Origin of the sequence: Brevibacillus porteri (assembly GCF_003013475.1) — a bacterium.
Classification (GTDB): domain Bacteria; phylum Bacillota; class Bacilli; order Brevibacillales; family Brevibacillaceae; genus Brevibacillus; species Brevibacillus porteri.
Genome location: NZ_PXZO01000010.1, coordinates 187,357 through 212,717, shown reverse-complemented (window position 1 = coordinate 212,717; position 25,361 = coordinate 187,357). Strand labels below are relative to the sequence as shown.

Here is a 25,361-nt window from a genome sequence, read left to right as displayed (position 1 = left end):
TTTGTCATACTGGCGTAACACACGACCTCTACGATATTCATGTCAGTCACATGAATGCTTCGGAGGTACAGCAGATGAAAAACAAAACCATTTTAATAACGGGTGGTACAGGCTCTTGGGGTTGGGAGCTCGTGAAGCAACTCCTGCCGCAGCAGCCAAAAGAAATCCGTATTTTTTCGCGCAATGAAGCACTGCAAGTAGAAATGAGCCATCATTTTCAAGATAAACGACTGCGTTTTATGAATGGGGACATTCGGGATCAGGAGGAATTGATGCAGGCGTGCCAGCAGGTCGATTATGTGTATCATCTTGCGGCATTGAAGCATGTCCCGGTTTGCGAAAACCAACCGTATATTGCCTTCAAAACAAACGTGATCGGCACGCAAAATGTCATCGAGGCGGCCATTGCCAACGGTGTACAAAAGGTCATCTACGTCTCCACAGACAAGGCCTCCAATCCTTCCAGTACGTATGGGATGACCAAGGCGATTGGGGAACGACTGATCATTCAGGCCAACACGCGGGATGTTAGTACCCGGTTTGTTTGTGTGCGAAGCGGCAATGTTTTGGGATCGACAGGCAGTGTGATCCCCCTTTTCAAAAACCAATTGCAACAAGGATTGGATCTTGGGGTGACAGATGGGCAAATGACGAGGTTTTTCTTGAGTCTAGAAGAGGCGATCCACCTGCTCTTTACGGCTACGCATAACAGTCTGGGCGGGGAAACCTTTGTATTGAAAATGCCCTCTTGCCGGATCATGGATATAGCAGAGGTCCTCAGAGAAGAGGCGGGAGCACAGGGCAGCCGTATTGTCACCATCGGGATGCGCCCAGGTGAAAAGCGATATGAAATGCTCGTATCCGAGATGGAAAGCGACAGAGCGATTGACTTGAACGACCAATACTTTGTCATCCTGCCTGCTTTTCCACAAGAAGAGCTGCAAGCGTATTACGCTGCATATCCGAGGGTCGACTTTTCCAGCTTCCATTCCGAGTCGATGGTCATGACCAAGGAAGAGACCAGAGCAATGCTACGGGCAGGAGGTTTCCTGGCATGAAAACCATTTTGTTTACAGGCGGCGGTTCTGCAGGGCACGTAACAGGCAATCTCGTCATGATCCCTAAATGCTTGCAAGAAGGCTGGAATGTTCACTATATCGGCTCAGAGACAGGAATAGAAAAACAGCTCGTAGAAGCACAAAAAGCAGTACAGTATCACAGTATCTCGACTGGAAAGCTGCGGAGGTACTTCTCATGGAAAAACGTAACGGATGTTCTCCAGGTGCTCCGTGGCATTTTTCAAGCCTATTTCTTGATACGGAAGATAAAGCCGGATGTCGTGTACTCGCTGGGTGGCTTCGTCTCGGTTCCCGTCGTGCTCGGCGCCCGCATGAACAAGATCAGAACCATCATTCATGAGCCAGACGTGCATATGGGGCTTGCCAATCGGCTTTGCCTGCCTTTTGCAGATTCAGTATGCACGACATTTGCGGAAACAAAGAGAAAGCTGAACACCGAAAAAGCGATCCATGTCGGGCCGCTCATCAAGGAGTCGCTCAAGGATGGCAAGCGTCTGCGTGGAATGACCGCCTGCGGGTTTCATGAAAAGCAGCCCGTGCTGTTGATTATGGGAGGAAGTCAAGGGGCCGAGACGATCAACGGTGTTGTTCGCGAGGCACTACCGAATTTGCTGTCCCAATTCCAAGTCATTCATATATGTGGGCAAGGAAAGGTCGATTACTCTGTTCATTACCCGGGCTATAAGCAGTATGATTTCGTAGGAGAGGAATTGGCTGATTTATTGGCAGCTGCCGATGTGGTTGTATCCCGGGCTGGTTCCAATGCGATTTCTGAATTGCTCGCCTTGCAAAAGCCGATGCTTCTCCTCCCGCATACGAACGGGGGGGCACGTACAGGTCAACTCGTGAACGCCCAAAACTTTCAAGCTGCGGGTTACGCAGATGTACTTTTACAGGAACAGATGACGACACAGAGGTTTGTGGAGAGAATCCTTGCTCTGTACAAAAATCGCGAGACTTATCTGGCGAAAATGAGGAAAAATAAGGATGAAAGAGCAGTCGACAAGGTGTGGGCATTGCTAAAAGGAGCTGCACATGAACATTTTGATCGCGGATGATGAAGAATACATGGTCAAAATCGTGAAAGCCTACTTCGAAAAAGAAGGCTTCACTACATATACCGCCAAAGATGGGCAAGAAGCGCTCAATATGGTGTACAACGAACAAATCGACCTGGCGATCCTAGACTGGATGATGCCTCAAGTAAGTGGCATCGAGGTATGCAAGGAAATCAAGGCAAATAGTACCGTAAAAGTCTTGATGCTTACAGCCAAAGGGGAAATCGATGACGAGCTTCACGCCTTGCAAGCGGGAGCCGACGATTACGTGCGAAAGCCGTTTGACCCGAGAATTTTATTAGTGCGTGCCAAAAAGATGCTGCATCTGGATGGGCAGTACACGTTTGGACAGATCAAGGTAGATTTGGAGGCGCAAAAAATATACCACGCTGGACGAGACCTGCATGTGACCAACAAGGAATTCCAGCTCATGAAGTACTTTGTGCAGCATGAAGGGAAAGTATTGACGCGAAAAGCCTTACTCGACCATGTGTGGGGATTTGATTATTTCGGTGAAGAAAGAACCGTGGATACCCATATTCGTCGTTTGCGAGAAAAGATCGGCGATAACTGGATAAAAACACATCGAGGGATGGGGTACAGTTTTGAAAATCCGGATAAATAAGATGGGGCGGCGGCTGTTTGTGCAGATTGCCATTGTGGTTGCTGTCGTGTACGTCTTGTCTTTTCTCATTAACACGTTCTTTTTGCCGAAGTATTTTTTGTATGAGAAGAAAAATACGCTGTCCGCGATTACTTCCCAGATGGAAGAATTCACAGCAGATGCTCTGCAAAAAGAGATCGAACGGCTTGAAAATGAATATCGCGTCACGATTGTGTATGCCTCGTATACGGGAAACAACGATGATTTGAACGAAGCTCTGCACGCGCTTTTTGCCCAAAAAAGATTACCGCTCAGCAAGTTTTGGGTCACGGAGGAGACTGTTGCTTCCTTACAGGATGGCGAATACGTAAACAAGCTGTATATGCAAGAAAAATTGAAATCGAATGTACTCGTCCGGTTCATGATGAAGGAGCGAGTGGTTTTCGCGATCAGTGAATCGGTTGCGTATTCCAGTGATACGATTCGCATTGTGAATCAGTTCAATACGTATATTTTTCTGGGGGCGTTGCTCTTGACCGTTGTCGTGGGCGGGATGTTTGCCAAACGGATGATTGACCCACTCGCACAGCTGAAGGATACGGCGGAGGAGATTTCCAATCTGCGTTTTCAAAAGGCAGACATTCGGACGGGCGATGAGATAGAGGAATTGGCCCAGAGTATTAACCGGATGAGTGACAAGCTCCAACGCGCTCACGAAGAGCTGGAAGCGAGAAACCGGAATCTGCGAACGTTTATTTCGGATATTTCTCATGAGTTAAAAACGCCACTGGCTCTAATTAAGGCGTATACAGCGGGTATCAAGGATGGGCTGGATGACGGAACCTTTCTGACCGTCATTGAAAAGCAGACAGACGGTATCGCGGAGTTGGTCAATAAGCTGCTGGAATTGTCCCGTTATCAAACAGAACAATATTCGTTTACGGCCCTCTCTCTTCATGATGTGCTGGAACAAACCTTGGAGAAATACCAGTTGCTTATCCAGCAGGATGCAATCGAGCTCACGATCCAAAAGGAATCGGATGCGGATGATTGTGTGTGGGCAGATCGTGACAAGCTGGAAATGGTGCTCGGTAATTTGCTTGGTAATGCTGTCACGTACACGACAAATGGACGCATTGATATTTCGATCAGACAGACGGGGGATACCGTCGTTTTTTCGATCAAAAATGGGGTCGGACGTATAGACGCCGCGCAATTGAAGCAAATTTGGGAGCCATTTTATGTGATCGAGCAGTCTCGCAGTAAACAGCTTAGCGGAACGGGACTAGGACTATCCATCGTCAAAGCCGTGCTGGACAAACATCAGGCTCATTATGATGTGCAGATAGAAGGGGAGGAGATTGTGTTTGCTTTTACCTTGCAGGGTTGTTCTGAAGCAATTAGATTTGCACAAGCAATGGATTGATTCGATTGGGGAAACGGGTGAGAGATTAGTCGTTGATGAAGTAGACTTTCGCTCCATAGACGTAGCAGAGTACCCTTTGGACCAATCTCGTTTGATCGCCAGTACTTTTGACGGAATGAATCTAAAGGATAAAGATTTTTATGCGGCACATGTGTATTCCTCTACCTTTCAATCAGCGAATTTGGAAAATGCCATTTTCACCAAAAGCGAGGCAGACTATGCAGATTTTACAGGTGCCAATTTGCAACGGGCGACCTTCGTCAAAAGCTCTTGCTTCGAAACTGTGTTTGCCCGAGCAGACTTACGGCATGCAAAGCTAGTGAACGCGCTCTTTTCTCAAGCCGACTTTCGTGATGCCAATTTGGAAGGTGTAGATATCAGTGTTTCCTGGTTCCAAGAAGTATTGTTTCAAGGAGCACAACTAAAAGGGGTAACAGGTATAGAAGAAGCTTTTATCAAAAGCATAAATATCGGTACCTTGGAGCAGCCAGTCATTCTTGCAGAGGAGGAAGCGAGAGAGTGGCTCATACAGCAAATCCATACACCATGAAAAAAGGAAGAGGACAAGTGCCCTCTTCCTTTTCCTATTAAGCCTTTTCTACTTCGCCCTCTGGCTTCTGTCCCATCTTCCCACTACGTAGTGGAATTTCCTTCAGGAACAGCGCGATGATGACAGCGATTCCCGCTACAATCGCTCCAGTTAAAAACGTAGTCGTAATCCCATAGCTCATCGCTTCCCGGATCATATCCAGCATGTGAGTAAACAGCGGTTGCAAATCCGGTGGCAGACTAGCCAGCGTGGCTTCAATTCTCGGCTGATCCAACAAATTTTGCGGATTCGTAAAGAGCGATAGCTTCTCTGCCAGAGCAGGATCGGCTGCTGCGGGATTGTTCCCTTGACCCATGGCTCCCGACAGTTGTGTCATTTTCGCAGACATGCTGGCACTCATGACGGTTCCCATGACAGCAATTCCAATGGTCCCACCGAGGTTGCGGAAAAGCTGCGACGTTGCTGTAGCGACACCCAATTGCTGTGGTGCGACAGCATTTTGCACGGTCAAGGAGAAGACCGGCATCGCAATCCCGATCCCCAATCCGAGAATGATCATGTAGATCACGAGCAAGTAAATCGGTGTGGTTGGAGACATGAAATACATCAGCACCATGCCCAAGGTCATGACGAGAAGTCCACCCAACGCCATCTTTTTATATTTTCCCGTCTTGGTCATGATTTGTCCGGCGATTGCGGAGGTCGCGAGCATGGCGATAGACATCGGCATCGCAACATAACCGGCCATCGTCGGAGAGATGCCTTTGACCCCTTGGACAAAGAACGGCACATAAATGATCGCGCCCATCATCCCGGCATTGAGGAAGAATCCGACCAGATTGGAGACAGTAAAAATACTGTTTTTGAACAAGCCCAGTGGAAGTACAGGCGTTTTTACTTTCATTTCAATTATAATAAACACGATCAACGCAACGATTGTGGTGGCAAACAAACCAATAATTTGCCACGAGCCCCAAGCGTATTTGCCCGGACCATCTCCTGCCCATGAGAAGGCGAGCAGCATCGGTACGATGGTGAGCGTCAAGAACAGCGAGCCGAAGTAGTCGACTGACTCTCCTTCTTGCTTCGGTACTTTTGGGAAATGAATCATGATCAACAAAAAGGCAATTACGCCAATCGGTAAGAAGATCCAGAACACCCAGTGCCAGTCGAGATGGTCGACGATATAGCCACCCATCAGAGGACCAAGCACACTGGATACGCCGAAGACGGCACTCATGATTCCGCCCCATTTTGCGCGCTCGCGAGGTTCATACAGATCACCCATAGCGGTAAAGGCAGTAGACATGATGATCCCGGCACCTGCCCCTTGAATGCCACGATACGTAATCAGTTGAAAAATATCGGTAGAAAACCCGGACAACAAGGCCCCGATACTAAACAACCCGATACCCGTCAATATAAATGGTTTTCTTCCATATATATCGGAGAGCTTCCCAACCAGCACAGAAGCGACAGTGGAGGTCAGCAAATAAATCGTAATCGCCCACGAATAGTAATCCATGCCACCCAGCTTCGAGATAATACGCGGCATGGCAACTCCGATAATAGTCTGGTTGATCGCAGCGAAAAACATGGCCGTAATAATCGCCATCATAATCGTCACTTTCTTTTTCTCTGTTAGCTGTTGCAATCTTGATGCTCCTCTCTTTGTTGCTCTATATTTTTCAGAACCTGGCGATAGATGCGGATTAAGTGTTGCTTGTCTTCATCAGATACGCCGGCAAAAAACTGTTCAATGGTGTTCCTCACCACAGCTTTGTATTGCTGTAGGATTTCTTTTCCTTGATCGGTTATGTCCAGCTGCACGACGCGGCGATCCGTATTGTCACGATTTCTCGTGGCATAGCCGCAAGCAATCAATTTATCAGCGAGACTCGTAACGGCTCCGGGGGTAATATTCATACGTTCTGCAATAGAAGATGCCTTCTGCGGACCGTTCATATCTAGAATTCGCAAAAGCATGGCTTGTGATCCTGACACGAGTGGGTCCAGACGCTTGTGCGACTCAGCCGAAACTTTTCGTTGGAGTTGAATATAAAGCTCTTCAAAATTGACTTGGCTTGGCATAGTACCCTCTCCTGTTTTCGTTATTTAATTATATATGTGATGAAATGTTTACCCCCTAAAACATTTACGAGTATACATCGAATCATGCAGGGAAGTCAAAATCAACCTTTTACCAATTTGACCAATTCCATTAGTCAATATGTGAGTGATTTCGCCATGAATCGGGAAAATATACTAATTTTCGACCGGATTTCATGGAATTTTCAGAGTTGCGATGCTACAATCAGTTTTGGCATTCTTTTCATCTTAGATAAATAGATAGGTGGGATTTGAACGTGTTTGGGAAAAAATTAACCAGCGCATTGCTCGCCACAGCGTTGATGAGCCCGATGTCGGCTTTTGCCGCCCAAGAGACAAAACAGCCAGCAGATGTCGTGCTAACCAACGGCACGGTCTACACAGTGGACATGAAGAACAGCTGGGCAGAGGCAGTGGCCATTCGCGGGGACGAAATCGTCTTTGTCGGCGCAGATGAATATGCGAAAGCACACATCGGCAAGGATACAAAAGTAATCGATCTGAAAGGTCAAATGGTGTTGCCGGGCTTTATCGACAGCCATACGCATGCGAGTAAAACGACGGGACTCATTTTCTCCATTGATTTGTTTGACGGAGGCTCTGTCGAGGAATATGTTGCAACCATCGAGAAATTCGTAAAAGAGCATCCAAACGAACCAACATTACAAGGCCGCGGCTGGAGCAATCCGGTAGTGCCTGGTATCGGTCCACGCAAGGAAGTATTGGATAAAATTGTCCCAAAGACTCCAATCGCACTGACCTCGGATGATGGACATTCTTTGTGGGTGAACTCGGCGGCATTGAAGCTGGCCGGAATCACGAAGGACACACCAAATCCTGAAGGCGGCATTATCGAGCGCGATCCGAAAACAGGAGAACCCTCTGGAACGTTGCGTGAAAGCGCCATGGATCTGGTACTGTCAAAAATCGGCGGATACACCGTACAGCAATACAAGTCCGGAATTGAAGCTTACCAAGAAAAAGCGGTTGAACGCGGTGTAACTACAGTGCGCGACCCGGATATGCTGCGCTATCCGAACGTATTGGAAGCATACGAGGAGCTCGCGAAAGAGGACAAGCTGACCATCCGCTTCCGCAATGCATTGACAGCGAATCCGGAAAAGGGACCTGAACAGGTCGCAGAATTCGTAAAAATCCGTGAGCGCAATCAAAACCCCCTATTCCAAGTCAACGCCGTCAAAATCTTCTTGGATGGTGTCGTAGAAGGCGCTACCGCTTACTTGGAAAAACCGTATGTCCATAAAGAAACAAACGGAGAATTAATCTGGAAGCAAGAGGTTTACAATCAAACAGCTGCCGCAGTAGACAAGGTAGGCTTCCAATTGCACGTCCATTCCATCGGGGATGCTTCTACCCGCATTGCACTGGACGGTATGGAGCTCGCTGAAAAACTAAATGGCAAGCACGATGCTCGCCACTCGCTCGTTCACTTGCAACTGGTCAATGAATCAGACATCGAGCGCTTCAAAAAGCTGGAGGCAGTCGGAATCGTGCAGCCGTTCTGGTTTATGCAGGAAGAGGGCTACTATGATGAGATCGAAGTACCGTACTTGGGCCGCGAACGCGCAGAAAAAGAATATCCGATGAAGAGCTTCCTGAATAAAGGGGTGCATGTAGCATCTTCGTCTGACTACATCGTAACGCCAGAATTCAATCCACTGCACGGCATTCAACAAGGCATTACGCGGATCGAGGATGGTGTAACCGATCCGAGCAAAATCGCCAACCCAGAAGAACGTGCGACGCTTGCTGAAATGATCGCCAGCTTCACGATTGATGGTGCTTACGCCAACCACGTGGATGATATCACAGGCTCGATCGAAGTCGGCAAGAAGGCAGATCTCATCGTGCTCGATAAAAACTTGTTTAAAATTCCGGCCACTCAAATCAAGGATGCGAAAGTCGTGCTGACCTTGGTTGAAGGGAAGGAAGTCTATCGTCAAAAGGAAGCAAAGTAAGAGAGGAAAATGGTCGTCCAATGTGATGACCATTTTTTTGTGCGTGAGGGCGGGAAGGATTCTTTTTGTACGTGAAGAATCAGGTAAACGCTAGGTGGTTTACAAATATTGTATAAATGGGGGGGGGTCAAGATGAACATTCGCAGAGCAAAAGGACAAGAAGCAAGCGAACTGAGCGAGCTAGCCTATCGCTCCAAAGCTTATTGGGGATACAGTGATGAATTCATGGAGGCCTGTCGTAACGACCTGACGCTATCGCCTGCCTATATCAAGAAACACGAAGTATATGTGCTAGAGGATGAGGGCAGCATCAAGGGCTTCATGAGTTTGGAAAAGGATGCTGAGCAAGAGCAGTGGCTGTTAGGCTTTTTGTTCATGGAACCGGAGGCAGTAGGAAAAGGTTACGGAAAGGCTCTGTGGCAGCATATGGTAGAGGTGGCACAAAAGCAAGAAATCTCAGTCATCACCATCCATAGTGACCCGTACGCAGAACCGTTTTACTTGTCGAGGGGAGCAAAGCGAGTAGGTGAAATCGTGTCTACCGTGTTCCCAGGAAGAGTATTGCCGTTGTTGGAAGTGGAGATCGGATAGATACGGAGTATGGAATAGCTGCAGTCTATTCCAATCAGCTGTCAACGCTCAAGCATGGCTTATATGCTTGGGCTTTTTTGCGTTTCCTTTATTATTTCACGATTTTATACCGGATCGCCTTGGCAACTGCCTGTGTACGATCTCCTACGCCCATTTTCTGCAAAATCCGATGGATATGCGTCTTGACGGTTCCCTCGGAGATGAGTAAGTGCTGCGCAATTTGATCGTTCCGTTTGCCGTAGGATAGCTGCTCTAGTACGTCCTGCTCTCTATCAGTCAACTGATCTAACATGACAAGAGGGGGAAGCACAGAATCAGCATCAGAGTCAGAATGAGAGGCAGACTCGTGATTCTTTTGTTGACACTGTAGAACCTCCGCTAGAGCCTTGGCAGCAGTAGCCGTGTAGAAAAGTGCCTCTCCCTGATGGGCCCTGCGAATGAGGTCCAACATATCCTGTGAATCGGAATCCTTTAGCATATAGCCGACAGCACCTGCCCGAATACCATCTACGATGTAATCGTACGTGTCAAAGGTTGTGAGGATTAATACTTTTATCGAAGGATGGAGGCGAGTGATTTCTCGGGTTGCATCGATTCCTGACATGTTTGGCATCTGTACATCCATTAAGACTACATCAGGAATGATTTCTCCTACGAGCTTCACGGCTTCTTCTCCATTGGAAGCCTCCCCGCTTACTTCCATATCCTTCTGCATTTTTATGACATACCCCAATCCTTGACGGATCATCGTTTGGTCATCGACCAGGACCACACGAATGGTCTCTTTTTTGATTTTATTTGCCATGCTGGCATTCCTCCGTATAGATCGCTATTTGTTTACCAAAGCGGAAAGCTGATGTCAATTTGAAAGCCGTGGGGCTCTCGAATGGAATAGGAAAGGTCTCCATTTAATTGCTTGGTTTGTTCTGCGATACCTGTTAAACCAAAGCCTAGTTTGATTTGATGATGATTCGTAATATTTCCATTGTCCCAAATAGACAGGAATAGGAAGTTTTGCTTTTTTTCTATCGAGATGAAAATCTCTGTTGCATTCGAATGTCGAATGGAATTGGTAATAGCTTCTTGGAGAATCCGGTAAAGCGTAATGGTCATCTGCTGTGAGAGCGGAATATCTGGATTGGGACTGATCAAATGCATTTTGATGTCGGTATGCTGTTGGGCTCGTGATAAGAGTATACGCAGTGGTGTGATTCCTAGAGAGGACTTGTCTGCGGCTAATGTATGTACAGACGAGCGTATATCATCGAGGCTTTGCTTGGATACCGAAAGCATGTCTCGCACAGCCTCCTGTGCGTCACTCGGTCCGCCTTGCAGCATGTATTTCAAGGCATTCAATTGAACGATTAACGATGTGAGACTGTGTCCCAAGGCGTCGTGAACATCACGGGCGATTCTGGTCCTCTCCTCCAGGACAGCAGCACGAAGTGTATTCACAGAAGCCTCTTGAAGTTCAGAATGAGCTTTCTGGAGTTCAACATGCGCCTCTTGCAATTGTTTCAGATGCTGCTGACTCGATTCCTTTGCTTGATTTTGAAGAGATAATCCTCGTGCACCGATATACCATCCGATATAGGCCACGACATAGCCTACTACCTCCTCAAAAATATAGTCTTTATAAAAGAACATGTGAGAAAAGGAGCATGCGCCAAAAAAAATCGCATAGTACAATCGGCGGCGTTCAAGAATGTGAAATCCAATAAAAGCTACCAATGGCAAGGATAGACCGACCTCTACCCCTACATATAGAACCTTTATAAATGACACGGTACCAAGAACGATAATGGCGATGTCTTTTTGAAAAGGTCTCCAATTTTTTTTGGGCCTGAGAAACATCAGCAGGAAGCAGAAGATAATGATCAGAGTGATGATAAAGGGAATGGTGGGTTCATGCATGTAAGCAGTTGGAATGAGAAAAAATGAGAACAATACAAAAAAACAAATAAGCAGGAAACGTGAGCGTAAAGATGCAGTTGAAGCGTTCAAGAAGACAACCTCCTTTCTTGGAATACGTACCCATTATAGTTTCATTTTAGCATGCGCTGTCGTCTATCTCCGGGTGTACGGTCTTCTATCTCTGGATAGATAAAATCAAATTCCACAATTTGACTACCCGATAGACTTCGGGGACGAATCGTATAAGTACAATGTGATCTGTGGAGGGGAACTCCCCGAACGATAGTCCGAAAAATAGACAATGGGTAGGAGGCTTTTATGAACGAACTGTTTCAGTTAGCGAAGATTCTACGGGATACGAGCACCGTGTTTTCCACGCTTTCCATGCAAGCATTGGATTCAAGTGATATCACCTGGCAACAAGTTCTCATTCTCGAGCAAATCGCGATAAGCCCGAAAACAATGGGAGAAATCAGCAAGGCGATTGATCTTTCGTATAGTACGACCTCAGGTTTAATCAGTCGGTTGGAACAGATGAACTTGGTGCGCAGATTTCGTGATAAATCGGATCGGAGAATTGTGTGGGCAGCATTGACGGAGCGTGTGACAGCGAATTGGACGGGACAAGAAGGAAGTGCTTGCACACCTGCATCGCTGCATTCCTTGCGCGCGCTTATTTTGGAGAAAGAAATACTGAGCTGATACGCTGAGCTCTCTACAAATGAAGAGGTGAGAAAATTTGAATTTATCAGAACTGTCCATTAAACGTCCGGTCACGATGATTATGATATCCGTAGCGATCTTCATTTTTGGTTTAGTTACCTTTCCTCGCTTGGCTATTGAATTGATGCCATCGCTGACTTCTCCGGTCGCCGTAGTTGTTACCTCTGTAGAGGGGGCGGCTCCAGCTGAGGTAGAAAAGCTGGTTACCAAACCGATGGAAAATGCACTAGGCACGGTTCCGAATTTAGACAAGATCACATCAACTTCTGTTAATGGCTCCTCCTCGGTCATCCTCCATTTCAAGTGGGGAACAAACATGGATCAAGCGACGCTGAATATGCGAGATAAAGTAGATTTGGTCCGAGGGAGCTTGCCTGAATCAGCTGGTTCACCAAGGGTATTGAAATTTGATCCGACAAGCCAGCCAATAATTGATCTGGCTGTAACTGGCGATCAAGATGTCAACAAACTGAAAAAAGTCGCAGATGATTTGATTAAATCCCGCTTGGAACGAATTAACGGTGTCGCTTCTGTCACTGTCACAGGTGGGCAAGAGCGAATCGTCGACATCATCGTGGACCCCGCCAAACTAGCTGCCTATGGATTGACATTGGATCAAATAAAGTCAGCACTAGAAAACAGCAATGTATCTGGATCAGCTGGTGCGATACGGGAAGGTGACGGAAAGACCAGTATCCGCGTGCAAGGAGAATTCACCAATGTGGACACGATTGCACTCACTCCGATCTCTGTCGGTGGGAGCTTCATCCGATTAAGCGATATCGCGAAAGTAACAGACACTATCAAAGAAGTGACCGAGCTGAGCTACGTTGATGGAAAGCCGAGCTTGGCAGTTGCTGTGATGAAAGGCACCGGAGGCAATACGATCAAAATCGCGAAAGACGTAAAGGCAGAGCTAGAGAAGATTAATAGCACGCTTCCAGCAAATGTAGAAACACGTATCGTTTTCGATACCTCCACATACATCCAGAGCTCTGTTGACAACACGGTGGTACATGCTCTGGCAGGTGGTGCCATTGGCGTACTCATGCTGTTCTTCTTCTTGGGCAGTCTGTCGTCTATGCTCATTGCGGTCATTGTCCTGCCTGTATCGATCATATCGACCTTCCTCTTGATGTACATGACAGGTCAAACAATCAACTTGATTTCCCTAGCAGGTCTCACACTCGGATTGGGATCATTAGTAGACTTTGCGGTCGTTATGCTGGAAAACATTTTCCGTCAGCGGGAACAGGGCAAGAGTATGATGGAAGCGGCATTGGTCGGTTCCAAAGAAGTAGGAACGGCAGTAATGGCTTCCGCATTGGCACAAATTTGCGTATTCTTACCGATTGCGCTGACACAAGGTCTCGTTGCTGAGCTGTTCGCACCGTTAGCTTTGACGGTCGTTTTCTCACACATCGCAGCACTCGTTTTCACGTTCTTGCTGGTTCCGATGATGAGTGCTCGTATGTTAAAAACAATACCGGAGCATACGAATCACGAAAACTATCGAGGCATCAATCCGTTGATCTGGTTTAATATCGGGTTCCATAAAGTAGAAAAAGGCTATCAAAGGGTGCTCAAATGGGCATTGGGTCATCGGAAAACGGTGATTGGATCTGCTTTTGCCATGTTGATTGGCTCATTGATGCTAGTTCCATCTCTCGGCGCAGGATTTTTCCCAGATATGGATCAAGGATTAATCCAGGTAGAGATCAAGCTGCCAAAGGGTACCGTCTTGACGGAAACTGAAAAAGTAATGAAGCAGGTAGAAGAAGCGGTCAATCAAGTGCCAGAAAAGAAATTGGTCAAGTCCTCGGTCGGGGGTGGCGACGGTATTTCAGAGAGCGGTGCATCTACTTCTCATAACGCAACGATCGATCTGCAAATTGGAGAGATTTCTACAAGAAAGCGATCAACAGAGGAAATTGCTGTTAGCCTGCAAGAGCAAGTCAAGCATATTGCAGGAGCAGATATTAAGGTGAAATCCCTTTCCGGTGGTATGGGGGGCGGACCAGCTATCTCCATTGAAATTCGCGGAGATGATCTGGACGTCTTAACGGAACTGAGCGAGATTGTGAAAGGGGAAATAGCCAAGGTACCGGGAACGATGAACGTATCTACCAGTGTTCAGGAAATGAGTCAGGAGTTCGATGTGAAGGTCAATACAGAGAAGGCGAGTTTGTACGGATTGACAACAAATGAAATCCTTTCTGCTGTGCGAACTTCTTTCCAAGGTCAAACGGTTACCCAGTATCGTACGGGTGAAGATGAAATTGATATCAATCTCAAGCTGCCAGAAGACTATAAGGAAGATATTAATTACTTGAAGAACCTGCGTATTTCCACGCCGACGGGCGCTCAAATCAGCCTCACATCCGTAGCGACCATCAGCAAAGTCGATGTACCGCCATCGATTGAGCGCAAAAACATGACGCGTGAAGTGACGGTCACAAGCGATTTGATCGGGGATAACCTGCAAGCGGCCTCGACGGAAATTACGAGTATTATCAATAAGCTGAATGTTCCGGACGGATACACCATCGAAATGGGCGGGCAAAGCGAGGATATGGGAAATTCTTTTGTGAATCTGGGTCTCGCGATTGTCTTGTCCGTCGTGCTTGTGTACATGGTTATGGCTGCTCAGTTTGAATCACTCTTTAGTCCATTTATCATCATGTTCTCGGTTCCTCCGAGCCTTACTGGGGTCATATTGGGGCTTTTGTTTACAGGTACGCCTATTACCGTATCTGTTTTGATCGGGTACATTTTGCTGATCGGTCTGGTTGTGAACAATGCGATTGTGTTAATCGACTTGATCAACCAGTTGCGTGCAAAGGGTTGGGAGTTACATGAAGCGATTTTACATGCGGGGCCTGCTCGTCTGCGCCCGATTTTGATGACAACCCTCACGACGATAATGGCTATTGCTCCGCTCTCCGTTGCTGCTGGGTCTGGTTTAGAACTGCAAGCACCAATGGCTACTACCGTCATGTACGGTTTGATTTTCTCCACCATGATCACGCTCATCCTCGTACCTGTGGTGACCGTATGGTTTGATGAGATGGGACAAAAGAGACGCAACAAACGCAAGCAAAAGCAGGAAAAGAAAAGCCTTACCACTTTGGAATCGACAAATGCATGAGAAAAGAGGAGGAACCATTCATGATCATAAATAAAAGAATCGCGATTGTGGCGCTACTTTCCCTTACCTTGATCACAGGCTGCGCAAGCCAGGAGGATGCGATGACGACTGCTGCCCAACCAGCAGAAACGGTTACCCCTGTACAGGTTGCAACAGTGGCACAAGGTGTGGTCACATCTGAGTCTGGACTGACAGCAAAATTGGCACCGAGTGAGGAAGTCCAAATGTCACCAAAAACTAGCGGGAAAATTGCATCTCTCCCAGTAAAGCTGGGTCAGGCCGTAACAAAAGGACAATTATTGTTTACACTCGATACGAATGAGCTGTCTAACAGTGTAAGAGAACAAGAAGCATCTCTTAGTGTGGCAAAAGCGAACTTAACCCAAGCAGGCAGCACCTCTAACCAAAGTTTGGTTGAAGCACAAAATGATTTGACGGAAGCAGAACGAGCGCTTGCTGACGCCAAACTGAATCAACAACGTAATCAGAAGCTGCTTGCAGAGGGAGCGATTGCTACTGAGAAAATGGAAGAGGCAAATACAACGCTCACAAAAGCCCAAATTTCCTACGACAATGCAAAGCAGAAGCTGCAAGGCGCGAAACAAAAAACAGGTGTGCAAGTATCGGCAGCGAGCGTAACGGAGTCACAGGTCCGACTGCAAAATGCGCGTGAGCAATTGGCGAATGCAACGGTTGTCTCCCCCATCGACGGATTTGTCGCAAGCGTGACCGGAGCAGTAGGACAGATGACAGGACAGCAGCCCATTGTGACCATCGTCAAAACGAATCCACTTGTGGTCAAAGCGAATTTGTCCGAAGCAGATGTGACGAAGGTAAAAATGGGAACAGTTGTCAAAGTATACGTGCAGTCTACAGGCAAAACGATTGATGCAAATGTAACGGCAATTAGTCCGGTCATGGATTCGCAGCTCAAAGCCTATCCAGTAGAAATCACGATCCCGAATGCTTCCAATGAATTGAAGTCCGATATGGTCGTGAATGTTACCTTCCCGCAAGGCTCAGAAGGAGCGAAGTCACTGGTCATTCCTCGCAAGGCGGTATTTGATCGTGAAGGCAGACAATACGTGTTCAAGCTAGAAGGGGAAATAGCCAAGCAAGTGGAAGTGTCGACGGGCAACTCGACAAGCGAGTTGATTGAAGTAGTATCTGGCCTAGCAAATGGAGATAAAGTCGTGGTAAAAGGACAGACGCTGCTTGCGGATGGCGGCAAGGTGAGTATTCAGGAGTAAGCAGAAATGGAAGAAAAAAGAGGCGGAGCAGATCCGCCTCTTTTTATTATTAAATGGAAAGATTATCTACTCTACCAAAATTGCCAAACAGAGTATAATTTTAGTTATGGCGGTTGATAAGGAGTCATAAATGAATATTTCCACCAAACTATGCAAAGGGATTGTCCTGCTCATGACAGTCGTGCTCGTCTCCGGATGCTCGATGTTTGCGAGCAAAGATGAATCCACTGAGCGCCAGAAGATAGAGAAGAAACAGAAAATCACCCGATACACGGGTGAAAAAAGTAAGGTGCTGTCTCATGTATACACGGGGCGCAAGGAACTAGCTCTGACGTTTAACGGCATGGGCGACGATAAGATGATGAAAAGTCTTTTGGAGCAGCTAGATGCTCATAAGATCAAAGCAACCTTTTTTCTCCCAGGCATGCGTGTCGCTGAGGAACCAAACATCGCCAAGGAAATTTTGACCCGCGGTCATGAAATCCAAAACAACACACTGAATCAACTGGACATGAGCAAGCTCAGCTACGAGCAGATCTATCGGGAGATTCAGTTGAGTAATGAGGTAATCAAACGCGAGACGGGTATTTCGCCACGCTATGTGCGAACCAAATCTGGCGATGTGACGGATGACGTTCGTTTGGCAGCCGCCCAACTCGGGATGGAAGCGGTCGTCAGCTACAATATCAACCCGAAGGACCGTGATTTGCAGAAAGACGCCAAAACCATCGGAGATTACATAGCTCGCTACATGTCCAGAGGTAGCATTATCTCACTTAATACAGACATCAATCCTGAGGTGATTCCTACCATTCCATTGATCGCCAAGGCAGCAGCGGATATCGGCTACCAGTTTGTCCCGCTCAGTGAGATGGTGAAAAACGGCGGTGAACGCAAGCCGCTGGAACAAATACCATGCTTTGACGCAGTAAAATTGAATCCGCAATTCGAAAATGCCAAGTATGAGCTCGTCTATCAAGTCGACACAAATAAAAAACAGATCGCGCTAACCTTTGACGACTGGGGAAGCGACAAAACCGTAACGAAACTATTAGACATTTTGGCAGAGCATGATGTCAAAGCGACCTTCTTCTTGCGAGCAAAAGGGGTGGAGAACAATCCGAATTTGGCGAGAGCGATGGTGGATGGTGGTCATGATGTGGCAAACCATTCTTATAACCATCCGGTCATAACGACGCTGACAGCGGAAGAATTGCAGAAGGACGTGGTCAAAGCACACCAGGTCATTACCGAAGCGATTCAACAGCAGCCTGTCATGCTGTTCCGTCCGCCGACTGGCGTAGTAGACGATCATACAGCCAAAGTGATTGCAGCCACGGGTTACAAGGTCATTGCGTTGTACGATGTCACCACATTGGATTGGGACAAGAAAAACAGTGCCCAAGATATTGTAAATGGCGTCATGAGCAAGACGAAAAATGGCAGTGTCATTTTGCTGCATATGCTCGATGACATCCACACGATTGAGGCACTCCCAATTGTATTGAAAAGCCTGAAAAGCAAAGGCTACACCTTTGTAAAGATGGACGATATGATCAAACAAAGCCGCTCCGGTAACTAATCCCTTTCTCAGAAAGGGATTTTTTTTGTCTATTTTCGCAAAGCTCGGGCGATTGACAGTAAAAATGCTCTTTGTTATAGTTTTGACGATAATGATAATCAATATCGATATGAGTATTACTTACATTTATCTTACAAACGTACATAAGGGAGGCTCATCATGATTCCGAACAAAACAATAAAAGCTGTCCTTGCTGTCATTTTTGTGTTCTCGCTTTTTTTGACGGCATGCGGTGGAGCAAATACGGCAACGCCAGCACCAGCGACGGATTCTGCTTCCAAGCCAGCTGACAAGTCAACAGAAGCCCCTACTGAGAACAAAATGCGCAGCATCGAAACACCAAAAGGAAAGATTCAAATTCCTGACAAGCCACAACGTATTGTGACCGACTACTACGCAGGCGAGTTGATTGCAGTAGGCGGAAACGTCATCGGTGCAGAGACAGAAGCTTTCAAAAGCCCGTTTACTGTTGAACAATTAAAAAATGCGCAGGACGTAGGTAGCCCGCGGATCAATGTGGAGAAAACGTTAGAGCTCGCTCCTGACCTCATCGTCGTCATGTATGATGACAATTATGAAGCCTTGTCCAAAATCGCTCCAACTGTTTATCTCCCGTACGGTACGGCGACAAACATTTACGATACGGTCAAATTGTTCGGAGAAGTGGTTGGCGATAAAGAAAAGGCAGACAAGTTCATTGCAGACTTTGACAAGAAGGCTGCCGAGGGCCGCGAAAAGTTGAAAGGCATCGTGGATGAGAATGCGACTGTCGGTCTCTACGAGCTGACCAACAAAGGAGATTTGTGGATCTTCGGTGACAACGCGGGACGCGGTGGTCAAACGGTGTACAATGCATTGAAGCTGAAAATGCCGCATAAAGACAAATCCAAAGAGCAAACCGTACAGCTGTCCATGGAAACCTTGCCAGAATACGCTGCGGATTACATGTTCGTGACTTTTTACAACCCGGAAAAGAATAGCGAAGCCTTGAAAACCTTACAGGAGTCGGCTGTCTGGAATGCGACCGCTGCTGCCAAAAACAATCAGATCTTCTACAACGACTACGATACATTCTATCGCTATGACCCAATCGCGATCACAGCACATATTGATATGTTCGTAGATATGCTGATCAAAAGACATGAAGAGAACAAAAGTAAAAAATAGCTTATCATGGAAGCCATCCCTCGTCGGATGGCTTTTTTTCGTCTCACGAAATAAACCTTACAAAATGTAAAGAAAACTGTAAGGAACATCAATAGCTCCTACTCTGGAATTTGGTTACAGTTAATGGCGACGGAAACAACGAACGCTAGCCAATAGATAGAATGGAGGAACGTAGAATGAGTACTGCTGTACTAGAAGTGAAAGACGTTCAAAAAATATATGGGACAAAAGGTGAAAGCCAGTCGCATGCCTTAAAAGGCGTATCGCTGACGATAGAAAAAGGAGAGTTCGTGGGAATCATGGGGCCATCTGGTTCGGGTAAAACGACTCTGCTCAACGTGATTTCCACACTGGATCGTCCAACGGAAGGCTTTATTGAAATTGCGGGAACGAACATTACACAGATGAAGCGTGACCAGCTCGCAGATTTTCGCTCGCAAAGGCTCGGCTTTATCTTTCAAGATTTCAACCTGCTAGAGAATTTGTCCGTGTATGAGAACATTGCATTGCCGCTGTCTCTTCAAGGTGTCCTTTCCAAAGAGATCAGCAACAAAGTAAGTAAAGTAGCACAAACACTCGGGATCGAAGAGATTTTGCAAAAATATCCGGTTCAAATTTCCGGGGGACAAAAACAACGCGCCGCAGCAGCACGCGCACTTGTGCATGACCCTGCGATTTTGCTGGCAGACGAACCGACGGGCGCCCTCGACTCGAAGAATGCCAAAAGCTTGCTGGAAACGATGACAGATTTGAATGAGAACCACCAAGTATCCATCATGATGGTTACGCATGATGCTTTTTCCGCGAGTTATTGCAAACGTATCTTGTTCATTCAAGACGGTAAGCTGTATACCGAGATTCAACGTACGGGGGATCGTCAGCAATTTTTCAAACAAATTCTGGATGTACTGGCCGAGCTAGGTGCATCACATGATGTACGCTAGGAGGTAACGTTTCATGCTGTTAAAGCTATCCTTGTCCAGTATGCGGAAGATGATGAAGGACTATCTGGTTCTGCTCGTGGGTCTGGTCATCTCCATTTCGATTTTTTACATGTTCCAGACGCTTGCCCTCAATTCTGATTACACGAAGAACAACTCGATGATCTCTTCGATTCAGATTGTTTTCAATGTAGGGGCGTTCCTGCTGGCGTTTATCACGATCTTTTATATCTTCTATGCCAACTCATTCCTACTCTCGCTACGGCGCAAAGAGCTCGGAATGTACATGGTCTTAGGGGCGAAGAAGGGGAAAATCAGCCAGATTTTGTTCCTGGAAACATTGACGATGGGAATCATTTCCTTGGTGATCGGTAGCCTGGTTGGTATTGCGCTCGCGAGCGGCATCGGTGTCTTGCTCATGAATCTGTTGGAGATCTCGACAGAGGGTTACTATGCTTTTTATCTGCCGGCAATGTTGATGACATGGGGATTCTTCCTGGTACTCTTTCTGATCACCTCCACGATTAATGCCATTCGTCTGGCTCGTGCTACTGAGCTCGCTCTCATCCGTGCCGAGCAGCAAAATGACAAAATCAAGTCAAAAGGAATCGGAGCGGTATTGGTAGCCATCCTTGGAGTTATCCTGTTGGCTCTGGGCTACACATGCTTGCACCTGCTTATGTACCTGCAAGCACTCGGCTTTATCGTAGGGGCAATTTCCTGCACAATCGGGACGTATTTGATTTTCATCTCGTTGCTGCCAGTTCTTGTACAGGCTTTGAAGAAAAATAAAAAGCTGAATGATAGCAAGTTGAACGCCTTCACTTTCGCCCAGCTGCGCTTTCGGGTGAACAACCTGACCAAAATCCTTGGTACAGTAGCAATGTTGATCGGGCTTGGTGTCGGGGCGATGGCAGGGGGCTTGGCGTTCCAGCAAAACGTCAATTTGTTTACCACGGTGTTCCATGTGTATGACGTGAATCTGCATGATCCGGTTGAAGCGGATTATCAGGCATTGAAAAAAATGAACGTCCTGGAGCAAAATACGTATCGATACAAAGTCGACGACAAGGCGTATTACTACTTGAAGGAAGACTTGCTGGCAAATCCGCTGTTGATTTCCACGAACAGCATTCAAAATTACTCTGCTGACAACAAGCCAAAACTTGTGACAGATCCGCTTCCGAAAGAAGCGTATATCGTAAGTGCGTCAAAAGCAGACAAAGGTAAATACGAAGCCATTCCTGAGGATTGGGACAAAGCGTTATTCACCAATTTTATCAACTACCAGATGATTGAGGGCAAATCTATTCTGGTTGTGGATCAGGCGACGTATGAGCAAACTGCTGGAAGTGAACACAAGGTTCTCCTTGCTAAGGTAGACGACTATTTGAAATACACGCAGGAATTAAAAGCAATGGATGAACATCAAAAGCAACTGATTGGGTCTATCGTTAATGTAAAAGCAGAAGATGTATATACGTCTTCCAAATACAGCACGTATGCGGGCATGTACATTTTCACAAGCGGTACGATGTTCATGGGCTTCTTCCTCGGAATTGCCTTCCTGGCGATGATGGCGAGCTGCCTGATGTTCAAAATCTTGTCCGGGGCTGCTCGTGACAAAGACCGTTACAGCATGCTGAGAAAAATCGGCGTACGTCAATCGTTGCTCGTAGGCTCGATCTATAAAGAGCTGTTCATGGTATTCATTTTCCCGGCGATCATCGGTCTGATGCACGTATTGATCGGTATGGAGATGTTCTCGTTCATCCTCTTGGATCCGTATCTGAACATCTGGATTCCAACGCTGATTTTCGTTGTGATCTATGCGATTTACTATTACATCACGGTTCAGCTTTATCGTGGAATTGTGTTGCCAAAAGAAGCGTAAAGAATTAATCCTCCTCATTTGAGGGGGATTTTTTGCTTTCTAATCGGAGTTGTTGTGGGGGAAGAAGCTGTGGATTTAAAAATTTGAAAGTGACACCTGCACATCCCATGGTTGACAAAGATAATGATAATCATTATCATATCTAACTGGAAGACATGTCCTTTATGTACCATCCTTAATCAGTCAAAGTATCACCTAGAAAAGTAAGGGGGAATTTTTTCATGCGTCTTATGAAATTACCAGTGATGCTTGTATTTTTGTCTGCGATGCTGCTGCTCGCTGCTTGCGGCAATGCTGGGTCAACTGCACAATCTGGTTCCAACCAAGCTGCTACAGCTCAACCTGACGCGGCGAAGCCGGCTGAAGAGCAAGTGCGCACAGTGAAGCACATGATGGGAGAGGCGACTATCAAAGGCACTCCTAAGCGTATCGTTGCATTGGAATGGAGCTCAGCAGAGCATTTGTTGGCCCTAGGTATTCAGCCTGTAGGGATTGCAGATATTCCTAATATGAAAAAATGGGTGAAGCTCCCTGTGGAGATTGCTCCAGAAGTAGTGGATGTAGGGAGTCGTACTTCACCAAACCTGGAATCGATCATGATGTTGAAGCCAGATTTGATTATCGGTATTAAACGAAATGTAGAAGCCAATTACGACGAAATGAGCAAAATTGCTCCAACGATTGCTTTTGATACGAATCCTGCTGAAGGTCAGGGATCACAGTATGATCGAATGATCGAGATTTTCAAGCAAATTGCAGATATCACGGGTAAAAATGCAGAAGCCGAAGTTGCTTTGAAAGACCTCGACAAGACTTATGCGGAAGCAAAAGATAAGCTGGCCAAAGCTGGTGCAGATAAAGTTCCATTTGTCCTTGCGATGGGCTACAGCAGTCAAAATGCGGTAGAATTCCGTTTGTCTACGGATAACTCTACAGCAGCAAGCATCTTGATTAACATTGGTCTGACAAATAAGTATAAGCCTAAGAAATTTGAGCAGACAGGAATGACACTGGCAGATGTAGAGGCACTTCCAGCGTTGCAGGATGCGAATTTCCTCCATATCATTCAAGCTGATGACAACGTGATTGAGAATCAATTGAAGAACAACCCGGTTTGGAACGGTCTTACTTTTGTAAAAGAGAATCGCGTCTACGCCCTGGGCGGAGATTTGTGGCCGTATGGTGGTACCATGTCTGCAAAGATTCTTGCGAATAAAGTTGTAGATCTGTTGGCAAAATAATGAGTTTAGCCAAAAATAAAATGTTCACACGAACTGACATCACTCCAGCCACTTCCTCACAAAGAGGGGGCTGGAGATTGTTCTTGATGGTAGGGAGTGGACTTGTCGCTCTATTAGTGCTTATATTTGTCAGTTTGACACAGGGGATGGCAGACATTTCTCTGCGTTCTGTTGTACAGGCCATTATTGCTCCGCAAGACATTTCCGATCACCATATGATACAAGGTGTCAGGCTTCCGAGAACGGTCATGGGGCTTTTGTCTGGTTCAGCATTGGCTACTGCCGGAGCATTGATGCAGACGGTAACACGAAACCCGCTCGCTTCGGAAACGACACTTGGCGTAAATGCGGGTGCCTATTTCTTCGTGGTGTTCGGGATGGTGTTTTTGCCATCATTCTTGCATGAACACCCGCTTCCATTTGCGATGGTGGGCGGAATACTCGCAGCCGTTACCGTATACTTCATGTCTGGCGGGCGCAAAGGTACGCCAGTGCGTGTGGCATTGTCCGGGATGATTGTCACCTTGGTGTACTCCTCTTTGACGAGTGCCATCATCTTGTTTAATGAAGAGACGACAAATGGCATTTTCCTCTGGGGCTCAGGCTCCTTGAAGCAAAATGACTGGTCGGGTGTAGAATTCAGTTGGCCTTGGATTGTAGCTGGGATTTTGGTCAGCTTGTTCATGGCCAGGCAGCTCGATGTACTTACCCTTCATGAAGAAACGGCGAAGTCATTGGGGCAAAAGGTGGCAAAAACACGGCTTTTCACCATGTTTATTGCGATCTTGGTTACGTGTGTTAGTGTCAGTGTGGTCGGGCCAATCGGTTTCATCGGACTCGTGGCTCCTCATCTGGTGCGATTGTCAGGTATCACGCAGCATAGATGGCTGCTGCCGCTATGTGCCATCTGGGGGGCGGCGCTGCTTGTAGCTTCCGATACGATTGCACGTATGTTCATCAATCATTATGGTGAACTTCCAGCAGGAGCCATCACGGCAGCTATTGGTGGACCGTGGCTGATCTGGCTGGCTTTGCGTGTCTCGCGCAGTATGAGTGCTGGAACTGGAGGCTCGATGAGCGTCGGAGGAGCACAACGCAAAGTTTCGTATCCGTTGATTGTGTGTATGCTTACTGTGCTGCTTGTGGTCGTTTGGATGCTCAGCTTATCTAGCGGAAACTTGTACCTTCCGTGGACAGAGATCATCGCCATTTTCATGGGACAAGGAAACGAGATGTACAGTCAATTGGTGTATGAGCTTCGGATGCCGCGACTGTTGACAGCGATGTTGGCAGGTGTGGCACTCGCGATCAGCGGAAGTCTCATGCAGAGCGCAGTACGTAATCCGCTGGCTGATCCGCAGATTGTCGGTGTCACGAGCGGTGCGGGTGTAGGCGCGATTGTCGTGCTCCTCGTGTTTCCTCAACTCTCGGCTTGGATGCCGCTTGGGGCCGTTGCAGGGGGAATCATCTCTGCTGCGATTGTGTACGCAGTCTCCTGGAGAAGGGGACTCAATCCAATCATCTTGACGCTAGTAGGTATTGCGGTTTCTGCCGCAGGTGCCGCCCTCATCAATATCTTGATCGTACATTCTATGATCTTGGCAGCGCCTGCACTCACTTGGCTGGCAGGAAGTACATACGGGCGGGGATGGATGGAAGTAGGCCGGCTGTTGCCTACGATCCTCGTTTTAGCACCGATAGCGTGGTGGTTAGGACGTCGGGTGGACCTCTTGTCATTTAACGACGAGAGCTCGACTGGATTGGGGTTAAAGGTGCGGATGACGAGGTTGTCTGTGGCAGTCATTGCAGTGCTGCTCGCTTCAGCGGCAGTTGCCAGTGTCGGGGCCGTAGGGTTTATCGGCCTCCTCGCTCCGCATGCAGCACGTATGCTGGTTGGACCTCATCATCGTCGAGCAGTTGTCGTTTCCGCCATGCTTGGAGCTGTATTGCTGGCTGCTTCTGATTTGCTGGGAAGGATCGTCATGATCCCGAAAGATATTCCGGCGGGGGTCGTAGTGGCGTTGTTAGGCTCGCCCTATCTGTTCATGCTGATGTTCCGTTCGACTCGTTCCTCACAATAGATAGGCAGGTACTTGCCAAATAGA

20 protein-coding genes are annotated in these 25,361 nt (G+C 47.1%); 16 read left to right on the top strand and 4 right to left on the bottom strand.

Annotated elements, in window-relative coordinates; all coding sequences use genetic code 11:
* The first annotated feature begins 74 nt into the window (after positions 1-74).
* The 5 genes from C7R92_RS07930 to C7R92_RS07910 are packed head-to-tail and all read left to right on the top strand — an operon-like array spanning position 75 to position 4,717.
* Entirely contained in the window at positions 75-1,058 is a 984-nt protein-coding gene (locus C7R92_RS07930) for a polysaccharide biosynthesis protein (RefSeq protein ID WP_106833820.1), read from the top strand.
* Positions 1,055-2,137, top strand: coding sequence for an undecaprenyldiphospho-muramoylpentapeptide beta-N-acetylglucosaminyltransferase (locus C7R92_RS07925; RefSeq protein ID WP_106833819.1), 1,083 nt, complete (start codon positions 1,055-1,057; stop codon positions 2,135-2,137). The genes C7R92_RS07930 and C7R92_RS07925 overlap by 4 nt, the downstream gene beginning before the upstream one ends.
* Entirely contained in the window at positions 2,115-2,762 is a 648-nt protein-coding gene (locus tag C7R92_RS07920) for a response regulator transcription factor (protein ID WP_069847091.1), read from the top strand. The genes C7R92_RS07925 and C7R92_RS07920 overlap by 23 nt, the downstream gene beginning before the upstream one ends.
* Entirely contained in the window at positions 2,743-4,167 is a 1,425-nt protein-coding gene (locus tag C7R92_RS07915) for a sensor histidine kinase (RefSeq protein WP_106833818.1), read from the top strand. Before C7R92_RS07920 ends, C7R92_RS07915 begins: the two co-directional genes overlap by 20 nt.
* Complete coding sequence (locus C7R92_RS07910; RefSeq protein ID WP_106833817.1) at positions 4,109-4,717, top strand: pentapeptide repeat-containing protein; 609 nt, start codon at positions 4,109-4,111, stop codon at positions 4,715-4,717. The genes C7R92_RS07915 and C7R92_RS07910 overlap by 59 nt, the downstream gene beginning before the upstream one ends.
* 37 nt (positions 4,718-4,754) lie before the next feature.
* On the opposite strand, the gene C7R92_RS07905 is transcribed toward C7R92_RS07910, so the two are convergent.
* Positions 4,755-6,371 carry a DHA2 family efflux MFS transporter permease subunit gene (locus C7R92_RS07905; RefSeq protein WP_106833816.1) on the bottom strand — a complete coding sequence of 539 codons (1,617 nt, stop codon included), beginning with the start codon at positions 6,369-6,371 and terminating at the stop codon, positions 4,755-4,757.
* Complete coding sequence (locus C7R92_RS07900; protein WP_106833815.1) at positions 6,359-6,808, bottom strand: MarR family winged helix-turn-helix transcriptional regulator; 450 nt, start codon at positions 6,806-6,808, stop codon at positions 6,359-6,361. Before C7R92_RS07900 ends, C7R92_RS07905 begins: the two co-directional genes overlap by 13 nt.
* A 275-nt stretch (positions 6,809-7,083) precedes the next feature.
* Here C7R92_RS07900 and C7R92_RS07895 point away from each other — a divergent pair, with 275 nt between their 5' ends.
* Positions 7,084-8,805: an amidohydrolase gene (locus C7R92_RS07895; protein WP_106833814.1), complete on the top strand. Its 1,722-nt coding sequence runs from the start codon at positions 7,084-7,086 to the stop codon at positions 8,803-8,805.
* 132 nt (positions 8,806-8,937) lie between these two features.
* Entirely contained in the window at positions 8,938-9,396 is a 459-nt protein-coding gene (locus C7R92_RS07890; RefSeq protein ID WP_106833813.1) for a GNAT family N-acetyltransferase, read from the top strand.
* Between the two features lie 91 nt (positions 9,397-9,487).
* Here the strand turns inward: C7R92_RS07890 and C7R92_RS07885 are convergent, their stop codons facing one another.
* Together C7R92_RS07885 and C7R92_RS07880 are read right to left on the bottom strand one after the other, a co-directional pair.
* Positions 9,488-10,201, bottom strand: coding sequence for a response regulator transcription factor (locus C7R92_RS07885; RefSeq protein WP_069847078.1), 714 nt, complete (start codon positions 10,199-10,201; stop codon positions 9,488-9,490).
* Between the two features lie 32 nt (positions 10,202-10,233).
* Positions 10,234-11,400, bottom strand: a complete 1,167-nt coding sequence (locus C7R92_RS07880) for a sensor histidine kinase (protein ID WP_017249897.1) — start codon at positions 11,398-11,400, stop codon at positions 10,234-10,236.
* Positions 11,401-11,628: 228 nt separating this feature from the next.
* Here C7R92_RS07880 and C7R92_RS07875 point away from each other — a divergent pair, with 228 nt between their 5' ends.
* The 9 genes from C7R92_RS07875 to fhuB all read left to right on the top strand — a co-directional run bounded on the left by C7R92_RS07875 (position 11,629) and on the right by fhuB (position 25,337).
* On the top strand, positions 11,629-12,012 hold the full coding sequence (locus C7R92_RS07875) for a MarR family winged helix-turn-helix transcriptional regulator (RefSeq protein ID WP_106833812.1): 384 nt from the start codon (positions 11,629-11,631) through the stop codon (positions 12,010-12,012).
* A gap of 37 nt (positions 12,013-12,049) precedes the next feature.
* A complete protein-coding gene (locus tag C7R92_RS07870) occupies positions 12,050-15,181 on the top strand; it encodes an efflux RND transporter permease subunit (RefSeq protein ID WP_106833811.1) in 3,132 nt (1,043 codons plus the stop codon).
* A 20-nt stretch (positions 15,182-15,201) separates the two neighbouring features.
* Positions 15,202-16,431, top strand: a complete 1,230-nt coding sequence (locus C7R92_RS07865) for an efflux RND transporter periplasmic adaptor subunit (protein ID WP_106833810.1) — start codon at positions 15,202-15,204, stop codon at positions 16,429-16,431.
* A gap of 130 nt (positions 16,432-16,561) precedes the next feature.
* Positions 16,562-18,013, top strand: a complete 1,452-nt coding sequence (locus C7R92_RS07860; RefSeq protein WP_106833809.1) for a polysaccharide deacetylase family protein — start codon at positions 16,562-16,564, stop codon at positions 18,011-18,013.
* 159 nt (positions 18,014-18,172) lie between these two features.
* A complete protein-coding gene (locus C7R92_RS07855) occupies positions 18,173-19,180 on the top strand; it encodes an ABC transporter substrate-binding protein (RefSeq protein ID WP_106833808.1) in 1,008 nt (335 codons plus the stop codon).
* A 176-nt stretch (positions 19,181-19,356) separates the two neighbouring features.
* Positions 19,357-20,124 (top strand): ABC transporter ATP-binding protein, encoded by a 768-nt coding sequence (locus C7R92_RS07850; protein WP_106833807.1) that lies wholly within the window; start codon positions 19,357-19,359, stop codon positions 20,122-20,124.
* Positions 20,125-20,137: 13 nt separating this feature from the next.
* Entirely contained in the window at positions 20,138-22,015 is a 1,878-nt protein-coding gene (locus C7R92_RS07845; RefSeq protein ID WP_106833806.1) for an FtsX-like permease family protein, read from the top strand.
* A gap of 221 nt (positions 22,016-22,236) precedes the next feature.
* Complete coding sequence (locus tag C7R92_RS07840) at positions 22,237-23,256, top strand: ABC transporter substrate-binding protein (RefSeq protein WP_106833805.1); 1,020 nt, start codon at positions 22,237-22,239, stop codon at positions 23,254-23,256.
* On the top strand, positions 23,256-25,337 hold the full coding sequence (gene fhuB / locus C7R92_RS07835) for a Fe(3+)-hydroxamate ABC transporter permease FhuB (RefSeq protein WP_328137191.1): 2,082 nt from the start codon (positions 23,256-23,258) through the stop codon (positions 25,335-25,337). Before C7R92_RS07840 ends, fhuB begins: the two co-directional genes overlap by 1 nt.
* Positions 25,338-25,361 lie beyond the last annotated feature (24 nt).